We start from the raw sequence: 19,747 nt of genomic DNA on the forward strand, positions 1-19,747 counted from the left end.
TCCACCACCCCCTCTACGTCATTTCGAGTGGCGCAGCCGCGAAGCAATCCAGCGAAGGCGCGAACCGCCGTGGATTGCTTCGCCTTCGGCTCGCAATGACGAACGGTGGGGGCAAGGTGGCACATCGCAACCCGCGAGGAGAGTGACACATGCAGGTCTATGAAGCGCCCTTGCGCGACATGAAGTTCGTGATCCACGAACTCCATCAGGACGACGGGTTCGGCAATCTGGAGGCGCTGGAGGAGTTCAGCCCCGATCTGGTCGACGCGGTGCTGGAAGAGGCGGCGAAGGTGGCGCAGGAAGTGCTGCTGCCGCTCAACCGCTCCGGCGACATGGAGGGCTGCACGCTGGAGAACGGCGTCGTCCGCACGCCGAAGGGCTTCAGGGAAGCCTACGAGATGTTCCGCGACGGCGGCTGGTGCGCGCTGGCGTCCGACGCCGAGTGGGGCGGGCAGGGGCTGCCCGAGGCGGTGAACAAGATGACCGAGGAGATGATCTGCTCGGCCAACCTCTCGTTCAGCCTCTACCCCGGCCTGACGCACGGCGGCACCACCGCGATCGAGGCCTATGCCAGCGACGACCTGAAGCGGTTCTACCTGCCGAAGATGGTTTCGGGCGAATGGTCGGGCACGATGTGCCTGACCGAGCCGCATTGCGGCACCGACCTCGGCATGTTGCGCACCAAGGCGGTGCCGCAGGAGGACGGTTCGTACAAGCTCAGCGGCGCCAAGATCTTCATCTCGGCGGGCGAGCATGACCTGACGCCCAACATCATCCACCTCGTCCTCGCGCGGCTGCCCGATGCGCCTGCGGGGGTGAAGGGCATCAGCCTGTTCCTCGTGCCGAAGTATCTGCCCAAGGAGGACGGCACGCCGGGTCCGTCGAACGGCGTCTCGGTCGCCGCCATCGAGCACAAGATGGGCCTCAAGGCGTCGGCCACCTGCCAGCTCAACTTCGACGATTCCACCGGCTGGCTGGTCGGCAAGCCCAACAAGGGCATGGAGGCCATGTTCAAGATGATGAACACCGAGCGCGTCTCGGTGGGCGTCCAGGGCCTTGGCGTGGGTGAAGCCGCCTATCAGTCGGCGGTGTGGTACGCCAAGGAGCGCCTGCAGGGCCGTTCGCTCTCGGGCGTGAAGAACCCCAACGGTCCCGCCGACCCGATCATCGTCCACCCCGACGTGCGCCGGATGCTGATGACCATGCGCGCCTACAACGAAGGGTGCCGCGCGCTGGGCGGCTGGGTCAGCCGCGCGCTCGATGCGGAGAAGCACGCCACCGATCCCGAGGTGAAGCAGCGCGCGGAGGACTTCATCGCGCTGATGACCCCGGTGGTGAAGGCGCTGTTCACCGATCTTGGCCACGAAAGCGCCAACATCGCGGTGCAGGTCTACGGCGGCCACGGCTACATCGCCGAAAGCGGCGTGGAGCAGTACGCCCGCGACGCGCGCATCGCCATGATCTATGAAGGCACCAACGGCATCCAGGCGCTCGACCTCGTCGGCCGCAAGATGCCCGCGCACATGGGCCGCTACCTGCGCAGCTTCTTCCATCCCGTCTCGCAGTTCGTCGACGCGAACAAGGGCGACGCGCAGTTCAAGCCTATGATCGAGGCGCTGGAAAAGGCTTTCGGCGCGCTCCAGCTCTCGACCGCGACGATCGCGCAGAAGGGCATGAAGGATCCCGAGGAAGCGGGCGCCGCCGCCACCGACTACCTGCGCCTGACCGGGCTGGTGGCGATGGCCTACTGCTTCGCCAAGTCCGCCCTCATCGCGCGGGACCGGTTGGGTGAGGGCAGCGAGGACGCCGGGTTCTACAAGGCCAAGCTGGCGACCGCGCAGTTCTACTTCGACCGGATCCTGCCGCAGGCGACGGCAGCGTTCCTTGCCATCAAGGCGGGCAAGGCCTCGATGATGGCGCTGGAGGACGCGGCGTTTTGATGGGGCGAGGGGTGGGACTTGCCCACCCCCGCTCTAAACTCTGTCATCCCCGCGAAGGCGGGGACCCATCTGATTCCGGTGCAACAGGCACAGTCAGGAGATGGGTTCCCGCCTTCGCGGGAATGACGACGATGTAAATGAGAGGCGGGCCTCTATCAGGCCAACACCTGCTCCGGCCGCATCAGCGCCTCGGCCATGCGGTCCGCCATAACCGACGGCGGCAGGCCATCGCGCGACGCGGCTTCGAGGATTTCCAGCGTGCGCGGCCCGATGTCCATCACGCGCCCGCGCACTTCGCTCTCGCTTTCGCCGAGGTATTCCGCCGCGACGTTGATGATGCCGCCCGCGTTGACCACGTAGTCCGGCGCGTAGGAAATGCCCCGCTCGACCAGCAGGTTCGCCATGTCGGGGCTGGCCAGCTGGTTGTTGGCCGCGCCGCACACGACCTTGCCCTTGAGCAGCGAGACGGTCGCCTCGTCCAGCGCGCCGCCCAGCGCGCAGGGGGCGAAGACTTCGGCCTCGAAGGCGGCGATGGTGTCGATGGTGGCGATCTTGGCGCCGGTCTCTTCCGACAGGCGCGCGCAGCGCAGCGGGTCGATGTCGGCGACGACGAGCTTTGCGCCCGCGTCGTGAAGCAGGCGGGCAAGCCCCGCGCCGACGTTGCCGACGCCCAGCACCGCGACCGTCACGCCCGCAAGGCCGCTGCCGTAGCGGAACTCGACCGCGGCCTTCATCGCCTCGAACACGCCGAGCGCGGTCCAGGGCGAGGGGTCGCCACCGGCAAGGCCCGGCAGCGCGGTGCGTCCGGCGACGTGGCGGGTGTGGCGGGCGACGCATTCCATGTCGGAAACGCCGGTGCCGACGTCCTCTGCGGTGACGTAGCGGCCGTCCAGCTTCTCGACCGCGCGGCCGAACGCCTCGAACAGCGCGCGGCGGTCGAAGTTGCCTTCGGGGCGGCGCAGCACGGCCTTGCCGCCGCCCAGCGGCAGGCGGGCCATGGCGTTCTTGTAGCTCATCCCTTCGGCAAGGCGGAAGGCATCGCACATGGCGTCGGCCGGGTCGGCATAGGTCCACAGGCGGCAGCCGCCGGCGGCCGGACCGCGCGCGGTGGAGTGAATGGCGATGACACCGTCGAGACCGGCGGCTTCGTCGGACAGGCGGACATATTCCATCGGCGGCATCATGCGCCGGGTCTGGCTAACCATCGCTAAGGCTCCATTTGCGGGGTCTTGGGAGACGCCGCCATTGTGGCAGCGATGGCGAGGGAATTTTGACCTCATTTCGGTCCTCCATCACGAAATCCGACAAGACGAGACCCGTGAAGGCATGATATCAGGCAGGAATGTCCGATCTTGATCCCTATGAGAGAAAAATTCTCCGCGAACTCCAGCGCGACGCGAATCAGACCACGGCGCAGATCGCGGAACGGGTGGGCCTCTCCGCCTCGCCCTGCTGGCGGCGCATCGACCGGCTGGAGCGCGAGGGCTTCATCCAGCGCCGCGTCGCCATCGTCGACCGGCACAAGGTCGGCCTCAACGCCCACGTCTTCGTGCAGGTGAAGCTGAACGCCCACGGCCGCGCCAACCTCGACGAATTCGGCACCAAGATCCGCGAATTTCCCGAGGTGCTGGACTGCTACGTGCTGCTCGGCTCGGTCGACTTCATGATCCGCGTCGTGGCGGAGGACATCAACGCCTACGAGCGGTTCTTCTTCGAGAAGCTGTCGCAACTGCCCGGCGTGCAGGAAATCACCTCTACCGTCGCGCTGTCCGAGATCAAGGCGACGACGGCGCTTCCAATCTAGGGGGCGATCTGACCCATTCGTCGTCCCGGACTTGATCCGGGACCGCTGCCGGTCTTTACCTCGGCGGGACGACGAAAGGGAAACGATGTCCGACGGCCTGGCGATCCAATCCACCCCGCAAGCCCCGCAACTGACCGACGCGATGCGCCTGCGCGCTATCGTCGCGGGATCGGCGGGCAATCTGATCGAGTGGTACGACTTCTACGTCTACGCCTTCACCGCGCTCTACTTCTCCTCTGAGTTCTTCCCCAAGAGCGACGCGCTGGTGCAGGTCATGGCGACCAGCGGCATCTTCGCGGTCGGCTTCCTGATGCGGCCGATCGGCGGGTGGTTCTTCGGGCGCTATGCGGACCGGCACGGGCGGCAGCGGGCGATGGTGGTCTCGGTGCTGATGATGGGCGCGGGCGCGCTGCTGATCGCGGTGCTGCCGACTTATGCGCAACTCGGCGCGGCGGCTCCGGCGCTGCTGCTGGTCGGGCGCATGCTGCAGGGCTTCTCCACCGGCGGCCAGTACGGCACTGCCGCGACCTACCTTTCCGAAGTCGCGGGGCCGAAGCGGCGGGGTTTCTGGTCCTCGTTCCAGTACGTCACGCTGATCGGCGGGCAGTTGAGCGCCACCCTCGTCATCCTGCTGCTCCAGCAGGTGTTCGGGGAGGCCGGGATGAAGGAATGGGGCTGGCGCATCGCCTTCCTCATCGGCGCGGTTGCCGCCGCGACGATCGTGCTCCTGCGCAACCACATGCACGAGACCTCGCACGCCGCCGACCGCTCGGGCGAGGAAGCCGGAAGCCTGGCCGAGCTGTTCCGCCACTCGACCCGCGCCTTCCTGATCGTCGCCGCGCTGACGGCGGGCGGCAGCCTGATGTTCTATTCCTTCACGACCTACATGCAGAAGTTCCTCGTCCTGACCGTGGGCATGAGCAAGGAGACGGCGACGCTGATGATGACGGCGGTGCTGATCGTGTTCATGATCCAGCAGCCGCTGATGGGCCTGCTGTCCGACCGGATCGGGCGCCGCACCAACATCGTGGTGTTCGCCGCGCTCGGCGTGCTATGTACCGTGCCGCTGTTCAGCGCGCTCGCGGTGACGAAGAGCCCGGTCTCCGCCTTCCTGCTGATCGCGGCGGGGCTGACGATCTGCAGTTTCTACACGTCCGTCAGCGGGCTGTTCAAAGCGGAGCTGTTCCCGATCCACGTCCGCGCGCTGGGCGTCGGCCTCGCCTACGGCCTTGCCAACGCGGTGTTCGGCGGCACGGCGGAGAACGTCGCGCTCGCCTTCAAGCAGGCGGGGCTGGAGCACGGGTTCTACTGGTACGTCACCGCCTTCTGCGTGATCTCCCTGATCGCCGCGCTGATGCTGCCCGACACCCGGCGCGATAATCCCCTCGACCGCTGACCGAAGTACTATATCCCACGATGCATAGTACTGAGCGCAGTGATGAATTGCGCTCAACACCGCATGCAACTCTGACGGAATGGCGCAGGGCAACCAATAGGCGCAGTATGGTTTGAAGGGCACAGAGGGCGCGTCTTGGGCAAGGAAGGCGCGATCCGGCCATGGCTTTGCCGTGTCCGGTCCCGTACAAGGAAGTTCAAACCATGACGGAAGGATACGGAGCGATCTCCCGGCGCGACGTTCTCAAGACCAGTGCTGCAGGCGCTGCGATCGCGGGCTCGCTCGGGCCCGGCAACGTTGCCATGGCGCAGGCGGAAAGCGCGGCTCCCCCGCGCGCTGCCGTCAGCCTCAAGGTCAACGGCAAGCCGACCCGGCTGGAACTCGACACCCGCACCACGCTGCTCGACGCCCTGCGCGAGCATGTGAAGCTGACCGGCACCAAGAAGGGCTGCGACCATGGCCAGTGCGGCGCCTGCACGGTCATCGTCAACGGCCGCCGCATCAACTCCTGCCTGACCCTCGCGGTCATGCACGAGGGTGACGAGGTGACGACGATCGAGGGCCTCGGCTCGCCCGACAACCTGCACCCGATGCAGGCCGCCTTCGTCGAGCATGACGGCTACCAGTGCGGCTACTGCACGCCGGGCCAGATCTGCTCGGCGGTCGCGGTGCTGGAGGAGATCCGCGCAGGCATCCCCAGCCACGTCACCGAGGACGTCTCGAAGCCCTCGCCGATGACGACGCTGGAAATGCGCGAGCGCATGAGCGGCAACATCTGCCGCTGCGGCGCCTACTCCAACATCGCCGAAGCCATGGCCCAGGTTGCGGAGATCAAGGCATGAGGCCGTTCAGCTACGAGCGCGCCACCAGCGCGCAGGACGCCGCCGCGAAGGTCGCGGCCACCCCCGGAGCACGCTTCATCGCGGGCGGCACCAACCTGCTCGACCTGATGAAGCTGGAGATCGAGACGCCGACGCACCTGATCGACGTCAACGGCCTCGGCATGGACAAGATCGAGGCCATCGACGGCGGCGGCCTGCGCATCGGCGCACTGGTCCGCAATACCGATCTTGCCGCCGACGCGCGCATCCGCAAGGATTACGGCGTGCTGACCCGCGCGCTCGTCGCGGGCGCATCTGGCCAGCTGCGCAACAAGGCGACGACGGCGGGCAACCTGCTCCAGCGCACGCGCTGCCCGTACTTCTACGACGTCAACATGCCCTGCAACAAGCGCAAGCCCGGCTCGGGCTGCGCCGCCATCGGCGGGTTCAGCCGCCCGCTCGGCGTGATTGGCACCAGCGAGGCCTGCATCGCCACGCACCCCAGCGACATGGCGGTGGCGATGCGCGTGCTCGACGCCTCGGTGGAGACGATCCGCCCCGACGGCACCACCCGCGCCATCCCCATTGCCGATTTCCACAAGCTGCCGGGCCAGACCCCGCATGTGGAAACCGCGCTGGAGAAGGGCGAGATGATAATCTCCGTCTCTCTGCCAAAGCCGAAAGGCGGCACCCATATCTACTGCAAGGTGCGTGACCGCGCGTCCTACGCCTTCGCGCTCGTCTCCGTCGCGGCGGTGATCGGCAAGGACGGCAAGGGTGCCGTGGCGCTCGGCGGCGTCGCCCCGAAGCCGTGGCGCGTGGAAGAAGCCGACGCGCTGCTGCCCAAGGGCTCCAAGGCCGTCGCCGACCGTCTCTTCGCCGGGGCCACCCCGCGCGAGGACAACGCATTCAAGCTGACGCTGGCCCAGCGCACCATCGCGTCCGTCATAGCGGAGGCAAAGGCATGAAGTTCGACACTCCCGCAGGGACCAATCCGATCGACCGCATGAAGGTCGTCGGCAAGCCCACCACGCGCATCGACGGTCCGCTCAAGGTCACGGGCCATGCGCCTTATGCCTACGAGCATCAGGAACTGCCCGCGAAGCCGGCCTATGGCTACATCGTCGGCTCGGCGGTGGCCAAGGGCACGATCCGCTCCATCGACACTGTGCGCGCCGAACGTGCGCCGGGCGTGCTGGCGGTCGTCACCTATCGCAACGCGGGCAAGCTGACGCGCGGCCGCTTCAACACGGCGGACCTCCTCGCCGGGCCGAAGGTGCAGCACTACCATCAGGCCGTTGCCGTCGTCGTCGCCGAGACGTTCGAGCAGGCACGCTCGGCCGCCGCACTGGTCGATGTCGACTATGCGCGGGACGGCGGCGCGTTCGATCTCGTCGCCGCGAAGCCGGGCGCGCCCGACGCCACCGGCTCCGACGCGCCGACTGCCGTGGGCGACTTCGCGGGGGCCTTCGCCTCGGCCCCGGTCCAGCTCGACCAGACCTACACTACCCCGGACCAGAGCCACGCGATGATGGAGCCGCACGCGACCATCGCCGCGTGGGAGGGCGACAGCCTGACGGTGTGGAGCGCGAACCAGATGGTCGCGTGGGGCGCGGGCGACCTTGCCCGCACGCTCCAGCTTCCACCCGAGAAGGTGCGCCTGATCGCGCCCTACATCGGCGGCGGTTTCGGCGGGAAGCTGTTCCTGCGCTCGGACGTCATCATGGCCTCGCTCGGCGCGAAGGCGGCGAAGCGGCCGGTGAAGGTGGCGCTGCCGCGTCCCTTCATGGGCAACAACACCACGCATCGCCCCGCGACGATCCAGCGCATCCGCCTCGGCGCCGACAAGGACGGCAAGCTGACCGCCATCGGCCACGAAAGCTGGTCGGGCGACCTCGAAGGCGGTGGCCCGGAAGTGGCGACGCAGCAGACCAAGCTGCTCTATGCGGGCGCCAACCGAATGACCGCGATGCGCCTTGCCGTGCTCGACCTGCCCGAAGCGAACGCCATGCGCGCTCCGGGCGAGGCTCCGGGCCTGATGGCGCTGGAGATCGCGGTCGACGAGATCGCGGAGAAGCTGGGCATGGACCCGGTGCAGTTCCGCGTCATCAACGATACGCAGGTCGATCCCGAGAACCCCTCGCGCCCGTTCTCGCAGCGCAACCTCGTGCGCTGCCTGCAGGACGGGGCCGAGCGCTTCGGCTGGGCACGCCGCAAGGCGCCCGGTCAGGTGCGCGAAGGGCGCTGGCTGATCGGCATGGGCGTGGCGGCGGCGTTCCGCAACAACCTCAACATGAAGTCGGGCGCGCGCGTCCGCCTCAGCCCCACGGGCGGCGTGACGGTAGAGACCGACATGACCGACATCGGCACCGGCACCTACACCATCATCGCCCAGACTGCGGCGGAGATGCTGGGCGTGCCGCTCGCCAAGGTGACGGTGAAGCTGGGTGACAGCTCGTTCCCCGTCTCCGCCGGATCGGGCGGCCAGTGGGGTGCGAACAGCTCGACCGCGGGCGTCTACGCCGCCTGCGTCAAGCTGCGCGGGGCCATCGTCGCCAAGCTCGGCTTCGGGCCGGGCGAGGCCCTGTTCGAGAACGGGCAGGTCCACGTCGGCAACCGCGTCGCCGACATCGCCAGCGCCGCCAAGGCGGGCGAGATCGTCGTCGAGGACACCATCGAGTTCGGCGACCTCGGCAAGAAGTTCCAGCAGTCCACCTTCGGCGCGCACTTCGTCGAGGCGGCGGTGGACCGCTACACCGGCGAGACGCGGGTGCGGCGCATGCTGGCGGTCTGCGCGGCGGGCCGCATCCTCAACCCCACGGCGGCGCGCAGCCAGGTCATCGGCGCGATGACCATGGGCGTCGGCGGGGCGCTGATGGAGGAACTCGCGGTCGACAAGCGCTTCGGCTTCTTCGTCAACCACGACCTTGCGGGCTACGAGGTGCCGGTCCACGCCGACATCCCGCACCAGGAGGTCGTGTTCATCGACGAGGCGGACGACAAGGTCTCCCCGATGAAGGCCAAGGGCGTGGGCGAACTGGGCCTGTGCGGCGTCGGCGCGGCGGTGGCGAACGCCGTCTACAACGCCACCGGCGTGCGCGTGCGCGACTACCCGATCACGCTCGACAAGTACCTCGACAAGCTGGGCGAAGTCGCCTGAACCCATTCCTCCCCGAGCTTGCTCGGGGAGGGGGACCGCCGCGTAGCGGTGGTGGAGGGGGAAATCCTGCCCCCTCCGACAGCCCTGACGGGCTGCCACCTCCCCGAGACAAGCTCGGGGAGGAATTGATGCGTCACGCTTTGCGGCCTAGGCTGGGGTCATCACCATCAGGACAAATCCGTAAATGCCTTTCAGGCGCTCCGATCTCGCCGATCTCAGCTATTTCCTCGCCATCGCCCGGCACCGCAACTTCCGCAAGGCCGCGACCGAGCTTGGCGTCAGTGCCTCGGCGCTCAGCCACTCGCTGCGCGGACTGGAGGAGCGGCTCAAGGTCAGGCTGGTCAACCGCACCAATCGGTCGGTCACGCTGACGGCGGCGGGCGAGGATCTCCACGGCGCGATCCACGATCCCTTCGCCGCGATCCATGAGGCGGAAGACCTGCTCAACCTCCACCGCGACGCTCCCACCGGCCGCGTGCGGATCAACGTGCCGGACGAGGCGGCGACGCGCCTGCTCGCTCCGGTGATCCCCGAATTCGTCGCCCGCTATCCCGACGTCGAGCTGGAAATCTGCGTCGACAACACGATGGTGGACGTGATCGAGGGTGGCTTCGATGCGGGCATCCGCTTCGGCGGCACCGTGCCCGAGGACATGATCGCGCAGCGCCTCTCCGCCGACTTCCGTTGGGTCGTCGCCGGCGCGCCCGCCTACTTCGAACGGTTCGGCGAGCCCGCGCATCCGCGCGACCTGATGGCCGGGCACCGCTGCTTGCGCATGCGCCTCGGCAACGGGCGGATGTACCACTGGGACTTCGAGAAGGGCGACGAGGTGCTCGCGCTCGACGTGCCCGGCCCGATCACCATCGACAATGCCAGCATCTGCCGCGCGCTGGTGCTCGACGGGCTCGGCCTGATGTACGCCGCCGAACCCGCCATCGCCCCGCTGATCGAGCAGGGCCTGCTGCGCGTGACGCTGGATGACTGGGCCTCGCCGGGACCGGGCTACTTCATCTATTATTCGAGCCGCCGCCAGGTGCCCCGCGGCCTGCGTCTGCTGGTGGACCTGATCCGCGAGTTGAAGCCGCTGGGGTGAGTTTAGCGTCGTCCCGGACTTGATCCGGGACCGCTGGCGGTCTTTAGGCAGGGCAGCGTCCTCAATAATCCTCGGTATCGATCGTCGCGTTCATCGCCGCCGAATAGCGGTGCCCGACAACCGTGTGCTGGTTGATGAGCGCGCCCGCGCGCTCGATCACCTCGGGCGGGATCGCCAGCGTGTTCGCTGCGTGGTTCTGGTCGAAGTGCGCGATCGTGCGCGTGCCGGGGATGGCGTGGAGGTGCTCGCCCTGCGCCAGCACCCAGGCCAGCGAGAGCTGCGCCGCGTTGGCGCCGACGCTGGCGGCGAGGGCGGAAAGCTGTTCGATCAGCGCATGGTTCGCAGGCCAGTTCTCCGGCCAGAAGCGCGGCATCGTGCGGCGGATGTCACCCTCTTCCAGCGCATCGGGCGAGGCGATGTCCCCGCACAGCGCCCCGCGCCCGACCGGCGAGAAGGCGACGAGGGCGATGTCGAGGTCGCGCGTCGTCTCCAGCACGCCGAGCTCGACGTTGCGGGTCCACAGCGAGTACTCGGTCTGTACCGCCGCCATCGGATGCACCGCATGGGCCTCGCGGATGTGCGCGGCGGACCACTCGGAGACGCCATAGGCCCCGATCTTGCCCGCCTCGATCGCGCGGGCCATCGCGCCGACCGAGTCCGCGATGGGCGTGTCGCGGTCCAGCCGGTGCATGTAGAACAGGTCGACATGATCGGTCCCGAGCCGCTTCAGGCTGGCGTCGAGCGAGGCGGTGATGCTTTCCGGCTTGCAGTCGATGTAGCGGCGCTCGCCCTCGGTGACGATGCCGGTCTTGGTGGCGAGCAGGAATTCGCCGCGCCGGTCCATGATCGCCTCGCGCAGGATCTCCTCGCTGACGCCGTTGCCATAGATGTTCGCCGTGTCGAAATGGTCGCAACCGGCGTCGAGCGCGTGGCGGAACAGCGCCACCGCATCCTCGCGCGCGGGGGCGGAGCCGTAGGCCCAGCACACGTTCATGCAACCAAGACCGATGGGGGCGACTTCGCGTCCGGCGAGCAGGCGTGTGTTCATGGCCCGGAGGTCGGCGAAATCCGCCGCTCCGTCAAGCGCCCGCCACGCGCAGCTACTTGCGCATATAGCATGGAATAATATGCAATTCATTCGCAATAGCAGTGGACATCAGCTTGATGAGGCTTATCTAACCCGGCGACTGAAGTGCAGAGCGAAGGAGGTCTCGATCCCATGGAAACCCGCCGCGAATCCGACAGCATCGGCGAAATCGACGTACCCGCGCGCGCCTACTGGGGCGCGCAGACCCAGCGCTCGATCGAGAACTTCCCATTCGGCGAGACCGAGCGCATGCCGATTGCCATCGTCCACGCCCTCGCTCTGGTGAAGCAGGCGGCGGCGCGGGTTAACCGCAAGCACGGGCTAGACGGCACGATCGCCGACGCCATCGAAAGCGCCGCGCAGGAAGTGGTCTCGGGCAAGCTCGACGACCAGTTCCCGCTGGTGATCTGGCAGACCGGGTCGGGCACCCAGTCCAACATGAACGTCAACGAGGTGATCGCGGGCCGCGCCAACGAGATCCTGACGGGCACGCGCGGCGGCAAGTCGCCGGTCCATCCCAACGACCACGTCAACATGGGCCAGTCCTCGAACGACAGCTTCCCGACCGCGCTTCATGTCGCGGCGGCCCGCGCTGCGACGGACAAGCTCTACCCGGCGATCGACCGGCTGCACGCTTCGCTGGAGGCGAAGGCCGAGGCGTGGAAGGACATCGTCAAGATCGGCCGCACCCATCTTCAGGACGCCACCCCGGTGACGCTGGGGCAGGAGTTCTCAGGCTACGTCCATCAGGTCTACCGCAGCCGCAAGCGCATCGAGCCTGCCGTTTCGCACGGCATGACCGCGCTGGCGCAGGGCGGCACGGCGGTCGGCACCGGCCTCAACGCCGCGCCCGGCTTCGACGTCGATGTGGCGCAGGAACTCGCGAACCTGACGGGCCTGCCGTTCCGCCCGGCCGAGAACAAGTTCGAGGCGCTCGCCTCCAACGATCCGCTGGTCCACCTCTCGTCCACGCTGGCGACGCTGGCGGTAGCGCTGACCAAGATCGCCAACGACATCCGCTGGCTGGGCTCCGGCCCTCGCTCGGGTCTTGGCGAGCTTGACCTCCCCGCCAACGAGCCGGGCAGCTCGATCATGCCGGGCAAGGTCAACCCGACGCAGTGCGAGATGCTGACGATGGTGTCCGCACAGGTCATCGGCAACCATCAGGCGGCGACCGTCGGCGGCCTGCAGGGCGCGTTCGAACTCAACGTGTTCAAGCCGCTGATCGGGGCGGCGGTGATCCGCTCGATCGACCTGCTCTCGGTCGGCATGGTCAGCTTCGCCGAGCGTTGCGTGGATGGCATCGAGCCCAACCGCGCGCGCATCGCCGAACTGCTGGACCGGTCGCTGATGCTGGTGACGGCGCTTGCGCCGGAGATCGGCTACGACAATGCGGCGAAGATCGCCAAGCACGCCCATGCCGAAGGGCAGACGCTCAAGCAGGCGGCGCTGGACCTGGGGCTGGTGGACGAGGCGACGTTCGACCGCGTGGTGCGGCCTGAAACGATGGTGTGAGGATGGCCCTGTCGTCCCGGGTCGAGCCCGGGACGACGATACTCCTCTTCGTCATTGCGAGCGCAGCGAAGCAATCCAGCGCGGTTTGAATAGCCTCGGATTGCTTCGCTGCGCTCGCAATGACGAATTACGGCGCCATGGCTCACCCCGCTCTGATTTTTGCAACGATCCGTTTCGATCATTGCGTTTGATCGCGCAGGTCAGGCAAGGCAGTTAGGGAGCGGGTGCGGGGCGCGGTTTTTCCGGTCGCGGTCTGTGCCATTCCTGACCGTCTGACCGCGCGAGACCATGGCCGAGCATCCCGCCCATCCTTCCCTCCCCCAAGTCCCTCAGGGTGAGGCGGAAATCGCCGCCGCCGCGGCTGCGCGCTGTCTGCCGATCCTTCCCGAATGCGCGCCCGGCGTCGAGGCGAACCTAGCGCTGCTGGCCCGCCATGTGCGCACGATGCGCGGCGAGGCGGCGTGAGGAGCATCGCCGAAACCGCCGCCGCCGTGCGGGCCGGAACGCTGAGCGCCCGCGCGCTGGCGGAGGAGACGCTCGCCGCGCTCGCCACCGACACGCACGTCGCCGTGACCCGCGTCCTTCACGAACGTGCCCGCGCCGAGGCCGATGCGGTGGACGCGATGGTCGCTGCCGGGCGCGATCCGGGGCCGCTGGCGGGCGTGCCTTACGGGGTCAAGGATCTGTTCGACCTTACTGGCCTGCCGACCACGGCGGGCTCGACGCTTTATGCCGATGCGCTGCCTGCCGCCACCGATGCCGAGGCCGTGGCGCGGTTCAAGGCGGCGGGCGCGGTGTGCATGGCCACCCTCAACATGGACGAGTTCGCCTACGGCTTCGCGACGATCAACGCGGCCTACGGCACCACCCGCAATCCTCACGATCCCTCCCGCCTCGCAGGCGGCTCCTCGGGCGGCTCGGCGGCGATGGTCGCTGCCGGGCTGCTCGCCTTCACGCTGGGATCGGACACCAACGGCTCGATCCGCGTTCCCGCGAGCCTCTGCGGGCTCTACGGCCTCAAGCCGACGCACGGCGACCTGCCGCTTGCGGGGGTATTCCCCTTCGCCGAGAGCTTCGACGACATCGGCCCGTTCACCCGCTCGATCGCGGAAATGTCGCTCGTCTGGCAGGTGCTCGGCGGCCGTGAACCGGCGGGCAGGGGGGACTTCCGCGTCGCCTGCCTCGGCGGCCGCTTCCGCGAGAATGCCGAGGCCGACCAGCTTGCGGCCATCGACGCCATCGCCCCTGACGCGCCGCTGGTCGAACTCCCCGAGATTGCCCGCGCGCGTTCGGCAGCCTTCATCATCACCGCCTGTGAAGGCGGCGCGCTCCACCGCGAGGCGCTGGCGGCAAGCGCCATGGCTTTCGACCCGCAAGTGCGCGACCGCCTGATCGCGGGTGCCCTGTTGCCCGACACACTCTACGAGGAAGCGCAGGCGTTCCGCGCCGAATACCGCGCCCGCATCGAGACGCTGGTCGCCGATTACGACGTGCTGCTCGCCCCCGCGACGCCGACGTTCGCGCCGTCCATCGCCGATCCGCGCATCGCGATCGATGGAGCGCTTTCCCCGGCACGGGCGGACCTTGGCATTCATACCCAGCCGATCACCTTCACCGGATTGCCGTCGCTGGCGGTTCCGCTCTACCGTCCGGGTGCGCTGCCGATCGGCGTGCAACTGATCGGCGGGCCGGGGCGTGAAAGCGACCTCTTCGCCTTCGCCGCGAAGCTGGAGGCGCAGGGCATCATCGGATTTTCCATGCCGCTGGGGGCGGCGCAGGGGGCAAGTGCGTGACGCAGACACAGACCCAAACCATACCTGATGGGCCCGAAGCCGTGCCTTCGGGCAAGCTCGAACGCATCTTCGCCCTGACCGAGCGCGGCACGACTGCCCGTACCGAAGTGCTGGCGGGCATGACGACCTTCCTGACGATGGCCTACATTGTCCTCGTCAACCCGGCGATCCTCGGCAGCGCGGGGATGCCGGTCGCCTCGGTGGCGGCGGCGACCTGCTTCGCGGCGGCCTTCGCCTCGATCCTGATGGGCTTCGTCGCCAACACGCCGCTGGCGCTGGCGCCGGGCATGGGCCTCAATGCCTACTTCAGCTTCACCGTCGTGCAGCAGATGGGCGTGCCCTGGCCGGTGGCGCTGGGCTGCGTGTTCATCTCGGGCGTCGCGTTCCTGATCCTGACGCTGACGGGCGTGCGCCAGCTCATCGTCAACTCCATCCCGCATTACCTCTTCGCCGCGGTCGCGGGCGGCATTGGCCTGTTCATCGGCTTCATCGGCTTCAAGGACGCCGGGATCATCGTCGCCAACCCCGCGACTTTCGTGGCGCTGGGCGACCTCAAGGCTCCCGGAGCGGCACTGGCGATGTTCGGCCTCGTCGTGATCGGCGCGCTCAGCGTCTGGAACGTGCGCGGGGCGATGCTCGTCGGCATCGTCGCCACCACCGTGGTGGGCTGGATCGCAGGCATGGTCTCGATCAGTCCCGAGCCCTATTCGCTTGCCGCGCTGACCGGCACCGCGTTAAAGCTCGATCTCGGCGGCGTCTTCGGGCTTTCCGGCAAGCAGGGCCTCGGCCTGCTGGAGATCCTGTTCGTGTTCCTCTTCGTCGACCTGTTCGACAACATCGGCACCCTCGTCGCCGTGACCAAGCGCGCCGGGTTGATGGACGCAAACGGCCGCATCCCGCGCCTCAACCGCATCCTCATCACCGACGCGACCGCCACCATCGTCGGCTCGATGGCGGGCACCAGCACCGTCACCAGCTATGTCGAGAGCGCGGCGGGCGTGCAGGCGGGCGGGCGTACCGGCCTGACCGCCGTCGTCACCGGCCTGCTGTTCCTCGCGATGATGTTCGTGGCCCCTTACGCGCAGGTGATCCCGCTGGCCGCGACCGCGCCCGCGCTCATCATCGTCGGCGGCCTCATGCTGCTGCCGCTGACCGAGGTGGAGTGGGAAGACCCGCTCTCCGCCATCCCTGCGTTCCTGACCGTGGCGATGATCCCGCTGACCTTCTCGATCGCCAACGGCCTCGCCTTCGGCATCACCGCCCATGCCGTGCTCAAGCTGGTGCGCGGGACGATCACGCGGAAGGACTGGTTCCTGCTGGTGCTGGCGCTGCTCTTCGTCGCCCGCTTCGTCTGGATGGGAGGCGCCTGATGCGCACATTCGCGATCGCCGCCGCCCTGACGCTTTCGGCCACGCCTGCGCTGGCGGACGAGCGGCTTGACCTCACCCCGCGTACCCTCGTCATGACGGCCTACCAGCCCGAATGGAACGCTCTGGTCCATGCGGTGGCGGAGCCGAAGGAGTACCAAATCAACGGCTCGACCTACCTGACCGGCGTGCTGGAGGGCAAACCCGTCCTCCTGATGCAGAGCGGCGTTTCCATGGTGAACGCGGCGATGAACACGCAGCTGGTGATCGACCGGTTCAGCGTGAAGCGCATCGTCTTCTCCGGCATCGCGGGCGGTGTGGACCCGGCGCTGTCCATCGGCGACGTCATCGTCACCGAGGACTGGGGCCAGTATCTTGAGGTGAACTTCGCGCGCAAGGCGGGCAAGGGCTGGAAATCGCCCGAGGAAGTGCGCCCCGAGGCTCCGGGCAACTGGAACTTCATCTTCCCGCGCGGCGTGACCGTGGCCAATGCCGTCACGCCCTCCAAGCGCTTCTTCACCTTCCCGATGGACCCGCAGCTGCTGGACCTCGCCCGCAAGGTCGCGACCACGATCTCCATGGAGCGCTGCGTGCCGCCGTCGCCCCAGCAGCTTCCCGATACCGAGCTGTGCCTCGCCAAGCCCCCCAAGGTCGTCGTCGGCGGCACCGGGGTCAGCGCCGGGGTCTATGCCGACAATGCGGAATTCCGCGAGTATCTCTACAAGGCATGGCACGCCCGTGTGCTCGACATGGAAAGCGGCGCGGTGGCGCAGGTCGCCTATGCCAACCAGGTGCCGACGATCGTGTTCCGCTCGCTTTCGGACCTTGCCGGCGGCGACAGGCACAAGAACATGGAGGACACTTACGAGCGCCTTGCCTCGGTGAACTCCGCCCATGTGGTGCGCGCCTTCGTGGCGGCGCTTCCGGACTGAGGGACAGCATGAAGACCGTAACCGCCAGCAACGGCATCGTCACCGCGCCGCACTATCTCGCGGCGCAGGCCGGGCGCGACGTGCTCGCCGACGGAGGCAGCGCCGTGGAGGCCTGCGTGGCCGTGGCCGCGACGCTCGCCGTCGTCTACCCGCACATGACCGCGATCGGCGGCGACGGGTTCTGGGTGATCCGCGAGCCGGACGGTCGGATGCATTCGATCCACGGCTGCGGCGGCGCGGCGGCCAAGGCCGACCTTTCGCTCTACGCCGGGCTGGACGCAGTGCCGACGCGCGGGCCGCTGGCGGCCAACACGGTGGCGGGCACGATCTCGGGCTGGGCGGCGGCGCTGGAGGCGGATTACTGCAAGCTCCCGCTGGATCGCCTGCTGCGCGACGCCATCGCCCATGCCGAGAATGGCGTGCCGGTGACGAAGGGCGGCGCGGGCATCGCGGCGGGCAAGGGCGACGAACTGCGCGGCCAGCCGGGCGTCTATGCGGCCACCTTCGAGCCGGAGGGCCGCCCGCTGGCGGAGGGCGACACCCTGCGTCTTCCTGCCCTAGCGCAGACCCTGCGCAAGCTGGCGGCGAACGGCCTCGACGATTTCTATCGCGGCGAACTGGCGACGCTGATCGCGGCGGATCTTGAGGCGCTCGGCAGCCCTGTGTCGGCGGCCGACCTTGCCGCGCATGAGGCGACCCGGCCCGAGCCGCTGCATACCGCCATCGGCGGTGCGACGCTCTACAACGCGACGCCGCCGACGCAGGGTTTTGCCTCGCTGGTGATCCTCGCGCTGTTCGACCGCCTCAAGGCCGATGCGCCCGAAGGCTTCGATCACGTTCACGGGCTCGTCGAGGCGACGAAGCAGGCGTTCCTGCTGCGCGACGTGCATGTGGGCGATCCGGCCTATACCGACTTCGATTTTCAGGGCCTGCTCTCGGACCCCGCCGCACTGGACGAACTTGCCGCGCGGATCGACCCGGCGAAGGCGCTGGAGTGGCCTCAGCCGCCGCAGTGGGGCGATACCTGCTGGTTTGGCGCTGCCGATGCGGATGGCCGCGTGGTGTCCTGCATCCAGTCCACCTACTTCGAGTTCGGCTCCGGCCTCGTCCTCCCGCAGACCGGCATCACCTGGCAGAACCGCGGCAGCTCGTTCCGCCTTGCCGAGAGCGGCTGGAATGCCCTCAAGCCGGGCCGCAAGCCGTTCCACACGCTCAACCCGGCGCTGGCGGTGTTCGACGACGGGCGCGTCATGGCCTACGGCACCATGGGCGGGGAGGGGCAGCCGCAGACGCAGGCCGCGCTGTTCAGCCGCTATGCCCGCTTCGGCATGGACCTGCAGGACGCCATCAGCGCTCCGCGCTGGCTGCTCGGCCGCACATGGGGCGATGTCACGACCTCGCTGAAGCTGGAGGACGGCTTCGACGAAGGTCTCTACACCCAGCTTGCCGAGGCCGGGCACGATGTCGAGCGCGTCGGCCCGCTGACCGCGACGATGGGCCACGCCGGGGCGGTGGTGCGCCTTGCAGACGGTTCGTTCGAGGGCGCGTCCGACCCGCGCAGCGATGGCGAGGCGGCGGGATGGTGAGCGACACCCCCGGCGGCGCCCGCGCGGTCGCGCGGTGCGATGCGCTGCGTGTCGCGCCTTACAGCGACATGGAGGGCGGCCTGTTCCGCGCCTACCTGACGCCCGCCTATGCCGCCGCGCAGGAGGCTCTGACCGGGTGGATGGAAGCCGCCGGAATGCGCGTCCATCGCGATGCCGCCGCCAATCTCGTCGGGCGCTATGACGGACACCTTGGCCACGCTCCGGCGCTGGTGATCGGCAGCCACCTCGATTCCGTGCGCGACGGCGGGCCTTACGACGGGCCTCTAGGTATCATGCTCGGGATCGAGGCGGTCGCGGCACTCAACGCGAAGGGCGCGCGCCTGCCGTTCCCGATTGAGGTCTACGCCTTCGGGGACGAGGAAGGTTCGCGCTTCCCCGCCGCCATGCTGACCAGCCGTGCCGTCGCCGGAACGCTGGACGCCGCCGCGCTCGACGTCACCGATACCGCAGGCATCACGCTGGCCGAAGCGCTCGTCACCACGCCCGACTATCTCACCGCCGCCCGCGCGCCGGACACCACGCTCGCCTACCTCGAAGCGCATATCGAGCAGGGCCCGGTGCTGGAGGCGGACGGGCTCGCGGTCGGCACCGTCACCGGCATCGCCGCGCAGCTGCGCTATGCCGTCACCGTCAAGGGCATGGCCGGACACGCGGGCACCGCCACCATGCGCCTGCGTCGCGATGCGCTGGCCGGTGCCGCCGCGATGGTGCTGGCGGTGGAGCAACTCGCCCGTGCCGACAACTCCGATGTCGTCGCCACCGTCGGCGTGATCGAGGCGCTGCCCGGCGCGCCCAACGTCATCCCCGGCGAGGTCCGCTTCACCATCGACGTGCGTTCCGGCGCGGAAAGCCGCCGCGATGCCGTGGCCGAAGGGATCCTTGCGCGCCTTCGCGAGATCGCCGAGGCGCGCGGGCTGGAGATCACCATCGCGCTGGTCCACGACCTTGCCGCCAGCCCGAGCGATCCGGCGCTGATGGACATCATGGACGCCGCGCTCGCCGCCGCGGGCCAGCCGGTGCGCCGCCTCGTCTCCGGCGCCGGGCACGACGCCATGAACATGGCCGCGCTGTGCCCCACCGCGATGCTGTTCATCCGGTGCCGCGACGGCATCAGTCACAATCCCGCCGAACATGTGGAGCCTGCCGACGTGCAGATCGCTCTCGACGTGATGCTCGGCTTCATCGAACGTCTTGGAGAGAACTTTGTCGCCCGCACTTGATCCGCTGCTCTT

The 19,747-nt window shown here is 68.3% G+C and carries 16 protein-coding genes; 14 read left to right on the forward strand and 2 right to left on the reverse strand.

All coding sequences use genetic code 11. The features are described from left to right. Positions 1-149: 149 nt before the first annotated feature. On the forward strand, positions 150-1,940 hold the full coding sequence (locus LO787_RS18110; RefSeq protein ID WP_232492383.1) for an acyl-CoA dehydrogenase C-terminal domain-containing protein: 1,791 nt from the start codon (positions 150-152) through the stop codon (positions 1,938-1,940). A 155-nt stretch (positions 1,941-2,095) separates the two neighbouring features. On the opposite strand, the gene LO787_RS18115 is transcribed toward LO787_RS18110, so the two are convergent. Beyond that, complete coding sequence (locus LO787_RS18115) at positions 2,096-3,145, reverse strand: Leu/Phe/Val dehydrogenase (protein WP_232492384.1); 1,050 nt, start codon at positions 3,143-3,145, stop codon at positions 2,096-2,098. A gap of 137 nt (positions 3,146-3,282) precedes the next feature. Between LO787_RS18115 and LO787_RS18120 the strand changes: the two genes are divergently transcribed. The 6 genes from LO787_RS18120 (at position 3,283) to LO787_RS18145 (ending at position 10,214) form a co-directional block, all read left to right on the forward strand. Next, positions 3,283-3,744, forward strand: a complete 462-nt coding sequence (locus LO787_RS18120) for an Lrp/AsnC family transcriptional regulator (RefSeq protein ID WP_232492385.1) — start codon at positions 3,283-3,285, stop codon at positions 3,742-3,744. Between the two features lie 85 nt (positions 3,745-3,829). Further along, positions 3,830-5,140, forward strand: coding sequence for an MFS transporter (locus tag LO787_RS18125; RefSeq protein ID WP_232492386.1), 1,311 nt, complete (start codon positions 3,830-3,832; stop codon positions 5,138-5,140). Between the two features lie 203 nt (positions 5,141-5,343). Beyond that, positions 5,344-5,982, forward strand: coding sequence for an aldehyde dehydrogenase iron-sulfur subunit PaoA (paoA, locus tag LO787_RS18130; protein WP_232492387.1), 639 nt, complete (start codon positions 5,344-5,346; stop codon positions 5,980-5,982). After that, positions 5,979-6,929: an FAD binding domain-containing protein gene (locus tag LO787_RS18135; RefSeq protein ID WP_232492388.1), complete on the forward strand. Its 951-nt coding sequence runs from the start codon at positions 5,979-5,981 to the stop codon at positions 6,927-6,929. The genes paoA and LO787_RS18135 overlap by 4 nt, the downstream gene beginning before the upstream one ends. Then, positions 6,926-9,121: an aldehyde oxidoreductase molybdenum-binding subunit PaoC gene (gene paoC, locus LO787_RS18140; RefSeq protein ID WP_232492389.1), complete on the forward strand. Its 2,196-nt coding sequence runs from the start codon at positions 6,926-6,928 to the stop codon at positions 9,119-9,121. The genes LO787_RS18135 and paoC overlap by 4 nt, the downstream gene beginning before the upstream one ends. 184 nt (positions 9,122-9,305) lie before the next feature. Then, positions 9,306-10,214, forward strand: a complete 909-nt coding sequence (locus LO787_RS18145; protein WP_232492390.1) for a LysR family transcriptional regulator — start codon at positions 9,306-9,308, stop codon at positions 10,212-10,214. 61 nt (positions 10,215-10,275) lie between these two features. Here the strand turns inward: LO787_RS18145 and LO787_RS18150 are convergent, their stop codons facing one another. After that, positions 10,276-11,262, reverse strand: coding sequence for an aldo/keto reductase (locus LO787_RS18150; RefSeq protein WP_232492391.1), 987 nt, complete (start codon positions 11,260-11,262; stop codon positions 10,276-10,278). 171 nt (positions 11,263-11,433) lie between these two features. Here LO787_RS18150 and fumC point away from each other — a divergent pair, with 171 nt between their 5' ends. The 7 genes from fumC to LO787_RS18185 all read left to right on the forward strand — a co-directional run bounded on the left by fumC (position 11,434) and on the right by LO787_RS18185 (position 19,735). Next, on the forward strand, positions 11,434-12,816 hold the full coding sequence (gene fumC, locus LO787_RS18155) for a class II fumarate hydratase (RefSeq protein ID WP_232492392.1): 1,383 nt from the start codon (positions 11,434-11,436) through the stop codon (positions 12,814-12,816). A 288-nt stretch (positions 12,817-13,104) separates the two neighbouring features. Next, positions 13,105-13,281 carry a hypothetical protein gene (locus LO787_RS18160; RefSeq protein ID WP_232492393.1) on the forward strand — a complete coding sequence of 59 codons (177 nt, stop codon included), beginning with the start codon at positions 13,105-13,107 and terminating at the stop codon, positions 13,279-13,281. Further along, complete coding sequence (locus LO787_RS18165) at positions 13,278-14,609, forward strand: AtzE family amidohydrolase (RefSeq protein WP_232492394.1); 1,332 nt, start codon at positions 13,278-13,280, stop codon at positions 14,607-14,609. Before LO787_RS18160 ends, LO787_RS18165 begins: the two co-directional genes overlap by 4 nt. Further along, complete coding sequence (locus tag LO787_RS18170) at positions 14,606-15,979, forward strand: NCS2 family permease (RefSeq protein WP_420847763.1); 1,374 nt, start codon at positions 14,606-14,608, stop codon at positions 15,977-15,979. Before LO787_RS18165 ends, LO787_RS18170 begins: the two co-directional genes overlap by 4 nt. Next, positions 15,979-16,908: a 5'-methylthioadenosine/S-adenosylhomocysteine nucleosidase gene (locus LO787_RS18175; RefSeq protein WP_232492395.1), complete on the forward strand. Its 930-nt coding sequence runs from the start codon at positions 15,979-15,981 to the stop codon at positions 16,906-16,908. Before LO787_RS18170 ends, LO787_RS18175 begins: the two co-directional genes overlap by 1 nt. Before the next feature lie 8 nt (positions 16,909-16,916). Continuing rightward, positions 16,917-18,494 carry a gamma-glutamyltransferase family protein gene (locus LO787_RS18180; protein WP_232492396.1) on the forward strand — a complete coding sequence of 526 codons (1,578 nt, stop codon included), beginning with the start codon at positions 16,917-16,919 and terminating at the stop codon, positions 18,492-18,494. Further along, positions 18,488-19,735 (forward strand): allantoate amidohydrolase, encoded by a 1,248-nt coding sequence (locus LO787_RS18185; RefSeq protein ID WP_232492397.1) that lies wholly within the window; start codon positions 18,488-18,490, stop codon positions 19,733-19,735. The genes LO787_RS18180 and LO787_RS18185 overlap by 7 nt, the downstream gene beginning before the upstream one ends. The last annotated feature ends 12 nt before the right edge of the window (positions 19,736-19,747 follow it).

The organism is Novosphingobium kaempferiae, assembly GCF_021227995.1.
Classification (GTDB): domain Bacteria; phylum Pseudomonadota; class Alphaproteobacteria; order Sphingomonadales; family Sphingomonadaceae; genus Novosphingobium; species Novosphingobium kaempferiae.

What these genes read in the sequence shown, in the direction of transcription:
- LO787_RS18110 (WP_232492383.1), top strand. Translation starts at nt 150, where the DNA reads ATGCAGGTCTATGAAGCGCCCTTGCGCGACATGAAGTTCGTGATCCAC.
- LO787_RS18115 (WP_232492384.1), bottom strand. Translation starts at nt 3,145, where the DNA reads ATGGTTAGCCAGACCCGGCGCATGATGCCGCCGATGGAATATGTCCGC.
- LO787_RS18120 (WP_232492385.1), top strand. Translation starts at nt 3,283, where the DNA reads ATGTCCGATCTTGATCCCTATGAGAGAAAAATTCTCCGCGAACTCCAG.
- LO787_RS18125 (WP_232492386.1), top strand. Translation starts at nt 3,830, where the DNA reads ATGTCCGACGGCCTGGCGATCCAATCCACCCCGCAAGCCCCGCAACTG.
- paoA (WP_232492387.1), top strand. Translation starts at nt 5,344, where the DNA reads ATGACGGAAGGATACGGAGCGATCTCCCGGCGCGACGTTCTCAAGACC.
- LO787_RS18135 (WP_232492388.1), top strand. Translation starts at nt 5,979, where the DNA reads ATGAGGCCGTTCAGCTACGAGCGCGCCACCAGCGCGCAGGACGCCGCC.
- paoC (WP_232492389.1), top strand. Translation starts at nt 6,926, where the DNA reads ATGAAGTTCGACACTCCCGCAGGGACCAATCCGATCGACCGCATGAAG.
- LO787_RS18145 (WP_232492390.1), top strand. Translation starts at nt 9,306, where the DNA reads ATGCCTTTCAGGCGCTCCGATCTCGCCGATCTCAGCTATTTCCTCGCC.
- LO787_RS18150 (WP_232492391.1), bottom strand. Translation starts at nt 11,262, where the DNA reads ATGAACACACGCCTGCTCGCCGGACGCGAAGTCGCCCCCATCGGTCTT.
- fumC (WP_232492392.1), top strand. Translation starts at nt 11,434, where the DNA reads ATGGAAACCCGCCGCGAATCCGACAGCATCGGCGAAATCGACGTACCC.
- LO787_RS18160 (WP_232492393.1), top strand. Translation starts at nt 13,105, where the DNA reads ATGGCCGAGCATCCCGCCCATCCTTCCCTCCCCCAAGTCCCTCAGGGT.
- LO787_RS18175 (WP_232492395.1), top strand. Translation starts at nt 15,979, where the DNA reads ATGCGCACATTCGCGATCGCCGCCGCCCTGACGCTTTCGGCCACGCCT.
- LO787_RS18180 (WP_232492396.1), top strand. Translation starts at nt 16,917, where the DNA reads ATGAAGACCGTAACCGCCAGCAACGGCATCGTCACCGCGCCGCACTAT.
- LO787_RS18185 (WP_232492397.1), top strand. Translation starts at nt 18,488, where the DNA reads ATGGTGAGCGACACCCCCGGCGGCGCCCGCGCGGTCGCGCGGTGCGAT.